This window comes from Bordetella genomosp. 10 (assembly GCF_002261225.1).
Taxonomy (GTDB): Bacteria; Pseudomonadota; Gammaproteobacteria; order Burkholderiales; family Burkholderiaceae_B; genus Bordetella_C.
In genome coordinates, this window is record NZ_NEVM01000002.1 from 1,109,652 (window position 1) to 1,124,511 (window position 14,860).

The window sequence follows — 14,860 nt, forward strand, 5'->3', positions numbered from 1 at the left end:
TGCGCAACGGGCCCGGCCGGCGGGCCCGTGCGGTGGTTAGACGGTCGGCGTCCGCACGGCGGCGTTGTTTATCTCAGGCAGCCGTCCGCGAGGGGGGCGCGGAGAGCGCCGGGATATCAAGGTGGCATGCTATCCAATGGTCCTGGGAAACTGGACGCAATAGTGGTTTTTCCGTGCGGCAACGCGCCGTTGCGTGGATGCAGCGCGCTTCGAATCGGCATCCTGATGGCAGATCGATAGGCGAGGGGATTTCGCCCGCGACGGTCGCCGACGCGTCGACGCGGCTTTCGCTCGCGGTAATCAGCGTTTGGGTGTAAGGGTGACGCGCGGAGCCGACCACCGTTTCGCTCGGGCCGATTTCCATCAGCTCGCCCAGATACAGTACGCCGACCTTGGTGCTCATATAGGCCACGACGGCGAGATCGTGCGAGATCAATAAATACGTCAGGCCGCGTTCCGTCTGCATGTCGCGCAGCAGGTTCAGCACTTGAGCCTGGATGGACACATCCAGCGCCGACACAGGTTCGTCGAGCACCAGTACTTTGGGCTGAACGCCGAGTGCGCGTGCGATGGCGACGCGCTGGCGCTGGCCGCCGCTCAACTCGTGAGGATGCCGCCGGGCCATCTCCGCCGTCAGGCCGACCAGATCCAGCAATTCATGCACCTTGCCGCGCAAGGCCTTACCCCGGTGCAAGCCATGGACGCGCATCGGCTCGTCGACGATGTGCTCGATGCGCATGAGGGGATTTAGGGATGAATAGGGGTCTTGCAGAACCGGCTGGACGTCCCGATGGAACTGCCGGTCGACTCGCTTGCCTGCGTCGAGCACATGCCCGGCTACGTGGATCGAGCCTGCGGTAGCGGGCTCGGCGGCAAGCAGTACCTTGGCAATGGTGCTTTTTCCTGAGCCGGATTCACCCACCAGGCCGAATGTCTCGCCCTGTTCCAGGGCGAACGAAACCCCGGCGACCGCGTGCAACGTCCGGCCTTTGCCGAAAGGATTGCGTCGGACCCGGTACTCCTTGCGCAGCGCATTCGCGGAAATGAAGGGTAGGCTCATGCCGCGGCCTCCAATCGCGCATCCATGTCCCAGGTGCCGGGGCCACGCCACACGACAGGCGCATCCAGGCGTTGTGGTGTGTGCCAACAGGCGGCCGCGCGCCGCTCATCCTGCCAGGCGAACCAATCCGGCAAGGCCAGGCGGCAGCGTTCGTCGGCCTCCGGGCAGCGAGGCGCGAAGCGGCAGCCTGGACCGCGCGCGTTCGGCGAGGAGGGGGCCCCGGGTATGGTGAGCAGACGTTCGTGCCTGGTGCCCAGCGCGGGCGCCGCGCGCAGCAAGGCTTCCGTGTAAGGATGGACAGGTTGGCGGAAGACCTGTCCGATAGGCCCCCGCTCGACGATGCGTCCGGCGTACATGATGGCGACGTCATCGCAGAACTGCGAGGCCAGGCGCAGATCGTGGGTGATGAAAACGATGCTCATATTGCGTTGCTGCTGGAGTTCACGCAGCAACGCAAGGATCTGCAATTGCACGGTCACGTCGAGCGCTGTCGTTGGTTCGTCGCAGAAAAGCAGGTCGGGCGCGCAGGCGATATTGATGGCGATCGACACGCGTTGCCGCATTCCGCCGCTGAACTGGAATGGATAGCTGTCCAATCGCTCGCTGGCGGCGGGTATCTTCACGGCTTCGAGCGCCTCAATGGAACGCCGGCGCAGTTCCGCGAGATTTCTGATGCCATGGTGATAGCGGAAGACCTCGGCGATCTGGTCCCCTATCGTCATCAGGGGGTTCAATGACGTCATGGCGTCCTGCAACACCATGCCGATCCGCCGCCCCCGGATTTGCCGTAAGTCGCGCGCACTTTTCTTCAGCAGGTCCTCGCCGTTGAACAGCACCTGCCCCGACACGACGCGGCCATTGGCTGGCAGTACGCCCATCAACGACGAACAGGTCATGCTCTTTCCCGAACCCGATTCTCCGACCAGGGCCAGTGCGCTGCCTCGCCGCACCTTGAGATTGACGTGATCCACCGCGGTGACGAGGCCGTTGCGGGAAATCAATTGCGTGGTCAGGTCGCGCACGTCGAGTATATCGCTCATGGGGATTCCTGCTTACCAGGATTGTGGAATGACGGGATTGAGCCGATCCCGCAGGGCGTCGCCCAAGACGTTCAAGGCGAGTACCGTGGCAATGAGCACGGCGCCCGGGAACACGCACACCCACCACGCATTGTTCAGGAAGCCGCGGCCCTCCGCGATCATTCCGCCCCACGAGATCAGCGGCGCCTGCACGCCCAGGCCCAGAAAGCTCAGCGTGGCTTCGAACAGGACGATGGTGCCCGCGTCGAGGGTGGCCAATACGATGAAGGTCCCGAGGACGCCGGGCGCCAGGTGGCGCAGCATGATACGCCGGCGCGATGCCCCGGCGAGACGCGCCAGCAAGACGAAGTCGCGCGTTCGAAGGGACAGCACTTCTCCTCGTGCCACGCGGGCGAACCGGGCCCAGCTGGACAGCGCCAGCACGATCACCAGATTGCCGAGACTGGCTTCGACCACGCCCGCCAGCACCATGGCCAGTATCACGGCGGGCAGGGCCAGTTGGAGATCCGCAAGACGCATGGCCACGGCATCGACGATGCCGCCAAAGTAGCCCGCCATGATTCCCAGCAGGCTGCCGGCGATCCCCGCCAAGGCGACCACGCTGGCTGCGATCATCAGGGTGATCTGTGCGGATTGCACGACGCGCGCGTAGACATCCCGCCCGAGCTGGTCGGTGCCGAACCAGTGCAGGCCGGATGGGGGTAGGAAGCTGTCGCCTGGCGCGATCGACAGCGCATCGAAGGGCGCGATCCACTGTGCGAAGAGCGCGCATGTCAGCACGCCAGCGAAGATCGACAGCGCGATCCAGAACTGTGCGCGTGCGAGCCACCGGCGGCTGCGCCGGATGGCGCCGTTGTCCGGTTCCGCGGGATCCGCGGCATACTGGCGCAGTTGCGGGCTGGACGATGAAAGGTGAGGATCAGCCATAGTGGATGCGTGGATCGACGACGGCGTACAGAAGGTCGACGACCAGGTTGAGCAGCACGAAATTCACCGCGATCAGCAATACCGCCGCCTGTACGACGGTGTAGTCCAGGTTGTTGATGGAATCCAGCAGCAGTTGGCCGAGTCCTGGCCACGCAAAAACCACCTCGACTGAAACCGCGCCTCCAAGCAGGATGCCAAACTGCAGCGAGACGAAGGTCAGGACGGGCAGCAATGCGTTGCGCAGCGCATGGCGTAATACGATCACATGCTCGGGTACGCCCTTGATGCGCGCGAATTTCACGTATTCGGAATGCAAGGCCGTGCCCATGCTGGATCGCGTCAGGCGCGCGATCCCCGCGGCGGCGTACCAGCCGAGGGCAAGCGTGGGCAGCGCCAGATGGGCGGCCGTGCCGTAGCCTCCTGTGGGGAACCAGCCCAGCCGCAGGGAGAACAGCTTGATGAAGATCAGGCTGAAGAAGAAAGGCGGGCCGGCCTGGCCGAGGACGGCGAACAACTTGCCGAATTGGTCGATCACGCTGCCAGGCCAGACGGCGCTCGCCACGCCCAGGGACATGCCCAGCAGCAGCGCCAGCGCCAGCGAGGTCGCCGCCAGGAGCAACGTCGGAAACAGGGAGTTCCACACGACGGTTCCGGCCGGCTTGGAATATCGATAGGACATGCCAAGCCGGCCGTGTGCAATGTCAGAAAGATAAGACACGAATTGCACCGCCAAGGGCCGATTCAATCCCATTTGTTCGCGTAGCACCTGGCGATCGGACTCCGTGGCTTCCGGAGGCAGCAGGATCTGGGTAGGATCGCCCACGGCGCGCACGATGACGAAGATCACCGCGACCGCCAACAATACGGTAACCAACGATTGAGCCAGCCGCTTCAGGATGTATGCGTACATGATGAGGATCGCGCGCGGACCCGGTTACTTCCAGGATGCGTCGCGGAAGTTCAGGCTCCATCCGGCAACCTGGGGATCCCATTGCAGCGTGGAGTCCTTGGCATAGTTCAGGAAGACTTCCGCGAGCAGCACGGCCTGGCCATCGTCGTGCGTCAATTTCAGGATCTGCTTGAACAATGCATCGCGCCTGGACAGGTCGGACACGCCGTCAACCTCGTCGATCAGCTTCTGCACCTCCGGGTTGTAGTAATCCGACCAGGTGCCGTCCTTGGAGACCGAGCCGCCAATGACATGGATCGGATCGTAGATCGCATTGCCGAACTCGGAGAAAGCCAGCGGACCGCTTTGATGGACGTTGTTGATCCGGTTGAACGCGACGTAATCGAGGGTCTTCAGCTGAACCTTGATGCCGACCTGGCCCCAGTAGGCCACGACCGCCTCGCCAAGCGCGCGGGGGAACGCCGCCGGGAAGTACACCGATGTCTGGAACCCCTTCGGGTAACCGGCCTTGGCCAACAACGCCTTGGCTTTCGCCGGATCGTAGGGGTAGGGTTGTAGATCAGGATTGGACCCGTAGGGGTAACTCGACGGGATGGTGGAGCTGAGCGTGGCCGCCCGTCCGCGATAAACACTCTTGATCAGCGCATTCTTGTCGATTGCGTAGTTCAAGGCAAGCCGGACGTCGGGCTTGCTGAGCGGCGTGCCGGGTTCTTTCGAGTAGATGCGCACATGCAGGGGGCTGCCGCCGGGAATCGATGTCACGCTGATTCCCTCGTGCGTCTTGAGTTGCTCGGCATCGGATGCCGCGACATCGGTCACCAGGTCCACTTCGCCGGATAGTACGGCATTCACGCGGCTGCTCGGCTCCGGAATGAAGCGATAACGTATGGTCTTGATCGCGGGGGCCTTGCCCCAGTAGCCGTCGAAGCGCTGCAGTTCCAGCGAACGGCCCACTTCGTGTCCGACGATGCGATAAGGCCCGGTACCTATGGGCGCCTGCGCGAAAGCTTCCGGCGTAGCCAGGCCCTGGGTATAGGCCTTTGGCACGATATACAGGTAGCCCGCCACTTTGTTGATGAACGCGCCATCGGCCTGCTTGAGACGGATGATCACGGTCTTGTCGTCCGGCGTCTCGACTTTATCGACAGTGGGTGCAAAGTAGGGACGGCGCGTGCTCTTGGTCGCCGGTTCGATGATTCTTTCAATCGAGTACTTCACGTCGGCCGAGGTGAAGGCCGCGCCATTCTGGAACTTGACGCCTTCCCTGAGCGTGAACGTATGCACCAGTCCGTCCGCGCTGACCTTGTGGTCCGTGGCCAGGCGAGGTTCCAGCTTGCCCGTGCGGTCGAAGCCATAAAGCGTATCGAACACGTTCCACGCAAACTTGGCCGAGTCGACGCTGGGCGCGACCTGGGGGTCCAGATTGCCTGGCTCGGCAGGCAGCGCGACCACCAGCGTGCTCTTGTCGACGGCGGGTTTGCCACCCACCGCATGAGCGGGGCCGGCACTGAGCAGGACCATGGCCGCAGCGCCGACCGCAATCAGGGATTTGAGGCGGAAGCCGGAAGCTTTGACTTGCGAAAGTGTGGACATGGACGTACCGATATCGGGTTAATAACGTTTCGATTTTGTGTTGGCATGAGGTCATGCACAACTACTAAAGCATGATATGGATAGAAGCGAAGCGAGTTGAATGAAGGACCATCGCCGCCGCTGCGCTTGCGCGATCGGCGTCATCGCTCAAGCCGGTGCGCCAGATGGCGCGCGGCGTTGCGCCCGCCGACGACGCATTCGGCAAGGTTGCCGCCGGCCAGGTAGATGTGGCCGAACACGCTGCCCAGTTCACCCGCGGCATACAGGCCTTCGATCGGCTCGCCGCGCACGTCGATCACGCGCTGGTGGGCATCGTGGACCGGGCCGCCCTGCGTGTTGATGACCAGAGGCCAGACCTCGGCGGCGTAGTAGGGCGCGTGCAGCAACGGCAGCATCGTCTCCGGCCGGCGGTCGTACGCGTCGTCGCGGCCAGCGTCACACGCCGCGTTCCACTGCCGTACCTGGGTTTCAAGCATGACCGGATCCATGCCCAGGGCAGTGGCCAAGGCGGGCAGCGACTCGGCACGACGCAGGATACCCAGCTCCACCTCGGCCAGATTGTCTTCACTCCAGCGATACGTCATCGCGGGATCGTTGGCAATGGCACGTCCCAGGGGATACATCTCCAAGCCTTTCCGGTCGACGATCAAGTAGGCCGGCAAGCGGCTGTGCGCCGCGCTGGCGGCATCGAAATGCGCGAAATGCCTGACACCGGTATCGCCGGGATAGGGTTCGTACTCGTTGGCGAAACGCCGCCCCCGCTGGTCCACGAGTATCCACGGCACGGGGGGCAAGGGATCAGGATGATGGCCGGGCGTCCACATTGGAAAGTTCTTGGCATACAGGCCATACCGGAATGCCGGATCCGGATGCCGAAAACCGTAAGGACCATGGAAGTGCCACATATGCCAAAGGTCGGCGCCCAGCGCCTGGGCCATGGTGATGCCGTCGCCCGTGTTGCCCAGAAAACTGGCAGGGCGAGTGCCGGTCGCTTCAAAATACTGGCTTTGCATCTGCGCATTGGCCTCGAATCCGCCGCACGCCAGGATCACGCCGCCGCGGGCGTCCACGGTCTCGCTTTGCCCCTCATGTTCGATCCGCAGCCCGTGCACGCCTGACGCCGTGCGCAGCAGGCTTTTGGCGGCGGTGCCAAGCCTGACCTCGATGCCGCGGCGCTCGACGCACTGGCGCAGGAGGCCGAAAAAATTCGTGCCGGCGTTGGAGTAGAAAGTAGGCGGCAGGGGGGTGGCATCGGACTGCAGCCGATCGACTTCGACATAGCCAAGTTGGTCGAACCCTTCGAAAGGGTAGTTGCCCAGGGCGGGAAACACGCGGACGGACGCATCGACCTCCTTGGCGAGTGCCTGCATCCAGCCGGGAAGTTCGACCATGCCTTGCGCGAGCCGTCGGAGCACGTCCGGTGGTGTGCGGCCCCCACAGGTCGCGATCAGGTATCGTGCCGCGGCGTCCGCATCGTAGGCGATCCGGGCGCCGCCGGCCGAGACCACGGACAAGCCACCGGGATACGGCATCTTTTCGACGATCAGGACGCGGGCGCCCGCGTCATGCGCGGCGATCGCCGCCGCGGCGCCCGCGGCGCCATAACCAACGACGACGACGTCGAAATGGGCCGACATGCTCATCTCTGGCGAGTCGAGTCGAAATGCTGGCCCATGCCGGCCTGCCCCAGGGTTTGATACGTGCGGTCATTACCGACATGCAGTACATGTGTCTGCAGGTCTCTCGTAAGCCGGCCAAGCGGGTGTTCGTCGAACAAGGCGGTGGATCCCACCAGCTTCGACAAGCTGTCCGCGAGCGACTGGGCCGTCCTGGCGCAAATGGACTTGGCGGCCATGGATGCAAGTTCCGCATTCGTGACACTGCCATGTTGCCATGCGCGCAGCGCGCTTTCGAAAGCGGACTGGGCCGCATACAGGTCCGTCTGGGCCTGGCCTACGTGCCATTGGACATAAGGATCGGCCTTCTTCTGGGAAATCTGTCCGATCCAGGCCAATGCCCATCGCAGGATGCCTTCAGCCGCGCCAAGATAGGTCGCCGTGAAGCCGAGGTGGAAGCGGCCTTGCCACCGGCCGTTCGGGTACGCGCCGGCGGGCCCCAGGATGTGGCTGGCTGGAATATGGACATCGTCCAGATGCACTTGCGGACTTTCCGCTACCCGCATGCCGCTTGGCTGGTACCAGCCTTTTTCTTCGCGTACGCCAGGCATATCGGGGGTTACGACCACCATCTGGTGATTGGCGGCCATGCCGCCCTCGACGTCTTTCAGTGATGTGAAAACCAGACCCAGGCCCATTTCGACGCCGTTGGTCGCGTAGTACTTACGGCCGGAAATGCGCAAGCTTCCTTGAGGCCCTTTTGTGGCGATCGTCTGGAAGGCCTGAGCGCCGACCTGGAGGCCGGGCTCGCTGCCGATGAAGGACGCCAGGTGGAGTTTCTCGGTCATGGGGCGCAAGAAGCGCTCGCGCTGCTCTGGGGTGCCCAGTTCCGCGATGGCCCACGCCGCGTGATTATGCACTTGCAGGCAGTGAGCCGTTCCCGGAGAGACGCGCGCGACGATCCGGATGGCCTGCAGGTAGGTCGCCTTATCTTCGCTGTATAGATGGCTATCCGCGCCGCTGTAGGCCGGTGGCAGTGTGCTGCGCAACCATCCCGCGTCATGCAGATCCCGCAGATTGTCGACCGGCAGCGAGGCATGCTGGTGGCTTGCCCGCTCGCGCGCAGGGAAGCGTGATGTCACCAGCTGCTCCAGCTGGCTCAATCGCTTGACATCGCCCGAGAGCGGTGGGGAGAAGGAAGCGGGCATGGCGTCCTGCCGGGATGCGGTGATGTTGCTTGGCACGGTGATGTCGCTTGGCATTTAGTGGCGGCGATCGGCTCTGACGGTCACGCCGCTGCCGGCGCGCCGCGCGTCGGCGCGCATGCGCAGGTCCTGGTGTTGATACCGAGGCTGGTGCCGGATGCGGCGACAGGCGCCGTGATTCCGATCACGAGAGACAGGGACATCGTCAAAAACGTTTTTATTGAGAGATCGTCGAATAGTCTCCTACAACGCCGGTCGAATGGTCCACTACCTTTATGGCGTTAACTAATTCGGCAACGGAATTAAAAACGTTTCAATTTCGGCGAGAAGAAAGGGGGATGGCGGCGGTCAGGGAATCCGAGGTGGTTGCCGTGCACGTACGGTGATGTGGGGGAGGGGGCCAGCATGGCTATGACCACGACGAACTGGCAACAAGCCGGGCAACCAGAGCCGGCGCAGGCGCACGTCCAGTGGCAGCCGCGGCATCGCCGCGACTTCCAGCAGCTCGGCGTTTATGGACCGAACCCCTTGGATCAGGTTGAACGAGATGGCGGGCGCGATGGAAATGGCGACCGCGATGGCCGAGCCTGCCGCGCTGATGCCGAACCAGATGATGCAGAGGATGGCCCACACCAGTCCGGGCACCGTCAACCCCACGATCAAAAGCGGCTCGAAGAACGCGGCCAGACCAAGACGGCGACCATGCCCAGCACCAGCACAAACGCGGTGAGGGAGGCCAGGATGAAGCCGGCCGCCACCCGGCCGCCCGAACCAAGTTCTTGCTATTTGTTTATTGATTTCGAATTTTCGAAATTGATGTTGCGCCGAAAAGATCAGCCTTGGGAGGCGCGGTGCGCGGATCGCTTGGGATGCGCGACCAGCGCATAGGCAAACAACAGCAGCCCCACCAGAGTGGCGGGAATGTTGTAGGCCAATGTCGCGTGTGCCAGCGCATGACCGTAGCGGGCCGCGGTCTGGCTTGCTTCCTCGGCAGCCGGCAGGACGGCCGGCAAGCGCATCGCGCCGCCACCGTCTGCGCCATGGTCCAGGGCTGAAAACAGCAGCATGCCGACGATGGTGACCCCCACCGACGTACCGACTGTTTGCAACGTCCCCACCGCACCGGCTGCGACGCCCGCTTGCTCATCGCGAACCAGCCCCAGCAAGGCGTTCAGGGCCAGGGGAATGACCAGGCCCTGGCCAAGACCGTTGACGGCGACCGACAGGGAGAGCCAACCAAGCTGCCGCGGCGCGTACGTTCCGATTAAAGCGGACAAACCGAGCCCGGCGCCGAAGCAGATCACGCCCAATAGAAGCGCCCACGGGCCGATGCGCGCGGCCACGCGAGGCCCGAGCAGCGATCCGGAGAAGAAGGCAACGGCGGAAGGCGTGAAGACGATACCTGCCGCGAGAGGGCCCAAGTGCAATCCCGCTTGCAGCAGGAACGTGAGCGTCAGGAAGAAAGAGCTGATAGCGGAATAGAACAGGAAGATTGCAAGAACGCCTAGAGAGAACGCCAAGTTGTGGAAGAGCGTCACATCGAGCATGGGCGAACCTTTGCGCCCCCGTAGGTTGCGCTCGTACCGGACAAAAGCGGCCAGCACGGCCACGCCGAGCCAGGGAAGCGTGAGCGACCACGCTGGCCAGCCGCTCTCGCGCCCCACCATCACGGGGACAAGAATCAGGCCCAGGCCGAGCGCACTGGTGGCGGCGCCAACCAGATCCAGCCGCGGGGCATGGCCAGGAGGAAGTTTTGCCAACACTGTGTAGCCGCCCCACAGCGCCAGCAGCCCCACCGGCAGATTGATCAGAAAGACCATGCACCATCCCTCTCCCAGAGGAGCGTGCTCGATCAACCATCCGCCCGCCAGTTGGGATATGGAAGCGGCTACGCCCTGGACCGCCCCCATGATGCCGAACGCCTTGCGCCGTTCGTCGCCTTCGAACAGCAGTCGCGTCGACGCCAGGACCTGCGGCATTAGCAAGGCCGCCCCCACGCCTTGCAGAACGCGGCTGCCGATCAGGAGGTTTGGACTGAAGCTCAAGCCACACAGCACCGATGCGAGCGTAAATATCGCCATGCCGACCAGGAAAATACGACGGCGACCGTATAGATCGCCCAGGCGCGCTCCATTCATCAGGCAGATTCCATACGCCGCGGCGTAGCCGACCAGCACCAGCTGGACCTGCGCGTCACTGGCCGCCAGGCCGTCGCGCAGACTGGGAATGGCGACGTTGACGATGAACAGATCCAGGATGGTGACGAAATTGCCGGTCAGCAATACGGCCAAGGCAAGCCAGCGTCGTTGGACGTGGGGGCGGTTTGCGTCGGTCTGCGATGTTGTCGAGACATTGCTTGGGTGGCCGATAGACATGCTTTTCTCTCAAAAATATACATCCGATCGTATATATAAAATGATGGTCTAGTCAATCGACAAGCCCCTCTGTGGGGAACTCGGCGCATGCAGGAAAGCGCCTTCCGCCTCGCTGGGTTTCACGCTGCCGCCGGATGATTCCGGTGATTACGTCATTCTGGATAAGTATAAAAACGTTCGTATGCTTAGATTAATATTTGCGTGCGTTCGCAACGTGATGCGGACAGGTCCCATGCCCTAGCGAATAGGGTTTTCCAACGATATCCGCTCGCCTACATGAACTCCTTCGACCAAATGCGCCGCCGCCTGCTTGTCACCGGCGCCGCCGGTGCGCTCGCCAGCCTGGCTGGCGCGCCACGCCAGGCCCAGGCTGTCGCCGCTTACCCCGACAAGCCCGTCCGGATCGTGCTGCCGTATCTGACCAGCGGCCCCAATGGAATCGCCACGCGCATACTCGCGGATGGTCTGGCGCAGCAATGGGGGCAGTCGGTCATCGTTGACAGCCGTCCAGGCGCCAACGGTTCGATCGGCGCCATGGCGGTCAAGGAAGCGCATGCCGACGGCTACACCTTGCTGTCCGGCGCCATGTTCGTCGTGCTCAATCCCCTGATTGATCCTCAAGCACGGTACAAGACGGAGGATTTCATACCCGTTGCCAGTTTTGGCGCACCGCCGAATGTCATCGTCGTCAATCGCGACGCGCCCTGGCAGACATTGGATGACCTGATTCGTGACGGCAGGCGGCAGCCCGGCAAGCTTTCCTCACCGCATGCGGGGGTAGGCAGTTCCGTTCATCTGGGGCTGAGCCTGTTCCTGCAACAGGCCGGTATCGATGCCGTGGTGGTGCCTTACAAGGGCTCGCCTCCCTACGTCACAGACCTTTTGGGAGGGCGCCTGGATTTCGCCTTTCTCAGCGTGCAGCTTGCGCTGCCGCAGGTCGAGGCAGGACGACTGCGGGTGCTGGCGACAGTCTCGGAGCGGCGCCTGCCGGAGTTGCAGGCAGTGCCCACGCTCGGGGAGGCGGGTTATGCCGGCGCCGTGGTGACGCCGTGGTCCGGCCTTTTCGCTGCCGCCGGTACGCCTGCACCCGTGCTGGAGGTGCTGGCGCGCAGCGCCCGCAAGGCCCTGGCCGATCCCGATATCCAGCGGCGCTATCGCCAGATGTACGCGGAACTGCCGGTCGACCCGCTCGGCTTCCCGAAACTGGTCAGTGCAGAAGAAGTCCGGTGGAAACAGATCGTTGCCAGCCGGTCGATCAAGGACTTGGTCTGAATGCGTACGGCGCTGTCACCGCGTAGCGGCAACTTTGCGGCGGGCGCTGCGTGGGCGGCTGTGGCCGTGCTCGAGAAGAAGACGCCGCGACTGGTTGTGGGCGAGCTTGAATTGGGCGGTGTCGCCCATCAGCGACGCGACATTGGCGCTGGCCTGAAAGGCCAGCAGCGCGAATGCGAGGGCCGGCACGTCGGTCTCGTCGCGCAATTGGCCCGCCTGGCGCGCGGCCTCCAACCATTCCTGCAGACGGGCCTGGCCCGCATGGCGGTAGTGATTGATGGCATCGCGGATCTGGCCTGGGCGCGCGCGGTACTCGCTGCTCGCCGAATTCAGAAAGCAGCCGCCCGGCAGCACGCGTTGTTCCACGAACGCGAACCAGTTGTCGACCCAGGCCAGCAGACGGTCCAACGGGGTGCGCCTGGTCGAGGCGGGGACAACAACCGCGCTGCGGAACTGCTCCATGACGCGGTCCAGCGTGGCGATCTGCAAGGCCTCCTTGTCGCCGAACAGCACAGTAATGTTGCCCTTGCTCACGCCGGCCTCGGTCGCCACGCGTCCTATGGTCAGCCCGCTCAATCCATCGATCGAGGCAATGGCGATGGCGTGATCGAGGATGTGGGCGCGCGAGCGCTCGCCGCGCAGGCGGCGGCCGTCGGTTTCTTCCGTGGTCATGGACGTGATTCCGTTTTCGGGGCGTATTGCCCGGATATTTATTCCACACGTACGTATTGTTTTCGATGATAGCAGAGACCTTAACGAGTGCGGGTACCGGCCGGCCTGGCAGTGTTGATGCGGGGGGGCCGTCCTTGCTGGACAAGCGCGCACACGCCGTGCGTGAACTGCTTGCAAAAACTCGGGCGTCGACCCATGCACGGGATGGCCGCATACCCGATCTGTCGCAGATCAGCGCCGACCTGGCGCGCCTGGCCGCAAATGCAGCGTGGTTCACGTTCGACGAGTTTCCTGTCGATCTCGAACGCGTTACCACTTTTTATCGTCTTGCCGAAGACGCCGACGGGGCCTTTGCGCTTTACGTGTCGGCCAGCGTCCCGGGCCGTAAACAGCTGCCGCACGACCACACCACGTGGGCGGTCATCGCCGGCATCCGGGGTCAGGAGAAGAATGTCGTCTATCGCCGGACGCCGGGTGGCACGCCGGGCGAGGTCAAGCTGTCGGCGTCGCGCACAGTCACGGTCGGCCCTGCGCAGGTGGTCGCCCTGGCCCCCGAGGACTTGCATAGCACCGAGATCGTTGGTGCCGCTCCCGCGCTCCATCTGCACTTTTATGGCCTCAGCCAGGAGCTGATGTTCGACCGTGTGCGGTACGACGACGTGGCTGGCGGGCATCCCGTACCGGTGCCCGTGCCGACGCGCATCCGGCATCCGCTGGTGACGCCCGAGACATTGCACGGCTGGACGCAGGGCGCGGGTGAATTGGCATTGGTGGATGTGCGCACGGAGGCCGAGTACGCCACTGGCCATCTGCTGCACGCCAGCAACGTTCCCCTGGCCAACCTGGTGGCACGGATCGGCCGGCTCGTTCCTGGCCTGGAAACGCCTGTCGTCGTGTTGGACGCCAACGAGGAACTGGCCCATCTGGCGGCCGCCACCCTGGTCCGCCTGGGCTATGGGAGCGTTTCCGTGTTGCGCGGGGGGACCGGGGCTTGGGAGGCTGCCGGCTATCCCTTGTTCGAGGGAGTACATGTGCCAGGCAAGGCGCTGGCGGAGCAGGCACAGCGCGTTCTGGGTATTCCCGAGGTCGACGTGGCCGAATTCCATGCGTGGCGGGCCGAAGGACGGCCGCTGTTTTTGTTGGACGTCAGGCCGTTCGACGAGTATCGCCGCTATTCGATACCCGGCTCGATCAATTGCCCCGCGGCGGACCTGGCGTTGCGTCTGCCGGCGCTGGATCTGGCTCCGTCCCTGACAGTCGTGGTCCATTGCGCGGGCCGTGCGCGCAGCCTGGTGGCGGCGCAGACCTTGATCGCGGCCGGAGTGCCGCAGCGTGTCTACGCCTTGCGCAACGGCACCATGAGCTGGGAGTTGGAAGGTGGAGAACTGAAGTCGGACCAGCAGGCCTTTCTGCCGCTTCCCTCCCATGACGAGCGGCCCGAGCAGGCTGCGCGGCGGCTGGCGGAGCAAAGAGTCCGTGCCACCAGCGTCGCGCGTCGCGCGGGACTGGACGTCGTGGACGATGCCGCATTGGCGCGCTTGCGCGAAGAATTCCATGGATCGGTTTATCTTTTCGATATCCGCTTGCCAGGGGAGTTCGAAGCCGGTCATGCGGCCGGTTCGGTCAATGCGCCCGGAGGGCAGTTGATCCATACGCTCGACGCGTATGCGCCCGTACGGGGCGCGCGGCTCGTTCTGGTCGACTGGGATGGCGTGCGAGCCGCCTACATCGGCGCGTGGTTGGCGGCATTGGGCCGTCATGACGTTTCCCTGTGGCGGCCGTCGTCCGCGACGCCCTTGGTCACGGGCGCGACGCCGGCGCTCAAGCAGCCGGAACTCCATCCTGCTTTCTCCCGTGCGTTGACTACGGCCGCGCCGCCGTCGGCGCATGACGCCTGGCGTGGCCCTCACTCTTTGACCGATCCTCAGGAGAGACACGAGGCCTTCATCCGTTACCTGGAGTGGGAGGCAGGTTTGATCCGGCAGTTGTCCGACGCAGGGGAGACCGAATTGAACGAGGGTGTGCTCGCGGCTCTCGCGAGACCCGTAGCACAACCCTGACGCCGGCCGGTGATGCCGGCAGTCCCCGATAGCCTTTCTCCTGAACGCGAGCGGATTCATGAACTTTCCTGCCTATCGAGTGTTTTTGGTGTCGACTATCCGCCTGATGCGGAAGACACGAGCTTCTCTT

General features: G+C 63.7%; 12 protein-coding genes. 2 read left to right on the top strand and 10 right to left on the bottom strand.

Features of this window, described 5'->3' with window-relative positions; genetic code table 11:
- Positions 1–73: 73 nt before the first annotated feature.
- From CAL29_RS14260 to CAL29_RS14300, 9 genes are all read right to left on the bottom strand, one after another.
- Positions 74–1,060, bottom strand: a complete 987-nt coding sequence (locus CAL29_RS14260) for an ABC transporter ATP-binding protein (protein WP_094853641.1) — start codon at positions 1,058–1,060, stop codon at positions 74–76.
- Positions 1,057–2,100 carry an ABC transporter ATP-binding protein gene (locus CAL29_RS14265; RefSeq protein WP_094853642.1) on the bottom strand — a complete coding sequence of 348 codons (1,044 nt, stop codon included), beginning with the start codon at positions 2,098–2,100 and terminating at the stop codon, positions 1,057–1,059. Before CAL29_RS14265 ends, CAL29_RS14260 begins: the two co-directional genes overlap by 4 nt.
- 12 nt (positions 2,101–2,112) lie before the next feature.
- On the bottom strand, positions 2,113–3,027 hold the full coding sequence (locus CAL29_RS14270; protein WP_094853643.1) for an ABC transporter permease: 915 nt from the start codon (positions 3,025–3,027) through the stop codon (positions 2,113–2,115).
- A complete protein-coding gene (locus tag CAL29_RS14275; RefSeq protein ID WP_094853644.1) occupies positions 3,020–3,937 on the bottom strand; it encodes an ABC transporter permease in 918 nt (305 codons plus the stop codon). The genes CAL29_RS14270 and CAL29_RS14275 overlap by 8 nt, the downstream gene beginning before the upstream one ends.
- Positions 3,938–3,961: 24 nt before the next feature.
- Positions 3,962–5,530 (bottom strand): ABC transporter substrate-binding protein, encoded by a 1,569-nt coding sequence (locus tag CAL29_RS14280; RefSeq protein WP_179284026.1) that lies wholly within the window; start codon positions 5,528–5,530, stop codon positions 3,962–3,964.
- Positions 5,531–5,670: 140 nt separating this feature from the next.
- Complete coding sequence (locus tag CAL29_RS14285) at positions 5,671–7,167, bottom strand: FAD-dependent oxidoreductase (RefSeq protein WP_256977457.1); 1,497 nt, start codon at positions 7,165–7,167, stop codon at positions 5,671–5,673.
- Between the two features lie 2 nt (positions 7,168–7,169).
- The gene (locus CAL29_RS14290) at positions 7,170–8,408 is read right to left on the bottom strand and encodes an acyl-CoA dehydrogenase family protein (RefSeq protein ID WP_094853646.1); all 1,239 of its coding nucleotides are present in this window, start codon (positions 8,406–8,408) and stop codon (positions 7,170–7,172) included.
- 291 nt (positions 8,409–8,699) lie between these two features.
- Positions 8,700–9,287: an ABC transporter permease subunit gene (locus CAL29_RS32190; RefSeq protein WP_143277665.1), complete on the bottom strand. Its 588-nt coding sequence runs from the start codon at positions 9,285–9,287 to the stop codon at positions 8,700–8,702.
- Entirely contained in the window at positions 9,185–10,726 is a 1,542-nt protein-coding gene (locus tag CAL29_RS14300) for an MFS transporter (protein WP_094853648.1), read from the bottom strand. Before CAL29_RS14300 ends, CAL29_RS32190 begins: the two co-directional genes overlap by 103 nt.
- Before the next feature lie 276 nt (positions 10,727–11,002).
- Between CAL29_RS14300 and CAL29_RS14305 the strand changes: the two genes are divergently transcribed.
- Positions 11,003–11,998, top strand: a complete 996-nt coding sequence (locus tag CAL29_RS14305) for a tripartite tricarboxylate transporter substrate binding protein (RefSeq protein WP_094853649.1) — start codon at positions 11,003–11,005, stop codon at positions 11,996–11,998.
- 15 nt (positions 11,999–12,013) lie between these two features.
- On the opposite strand, the gene CAL29_RS14310 is transcribed toward CAL29_RS14305, so the two are convergent.
- Positions 12,014–12,670, bottom strand: a complete 657-nt coding sequence (locus CAL29_RS14310; protein WP_094853650.1) for a TetR/AcrR family transcriptional regulator — start codon at positions 12,668–12,670, stop codon at positions 12,014–12,016.
- A 134-nt stretch (positions 12,671–12,804) separates the two neighbouring features.
- On the opposite strand from CAL29_RS14310, the gene CAL29_RS14315 reads away from it, so the two are divergent.
- Positions 12,805–14,730: a rhodanese-like domain-containing protein gene (locus CAL29_RS14315; RefSeq protein ID WP_179284027.1), complete on the top strand. Its 1,926-nt coding sequence runs from the start codon at positions 12,805–12,807 to the stop codon at positions 14,728–14,730.
- Positions 14,731–14,860 lie beyond the last annotated feature (130 nt).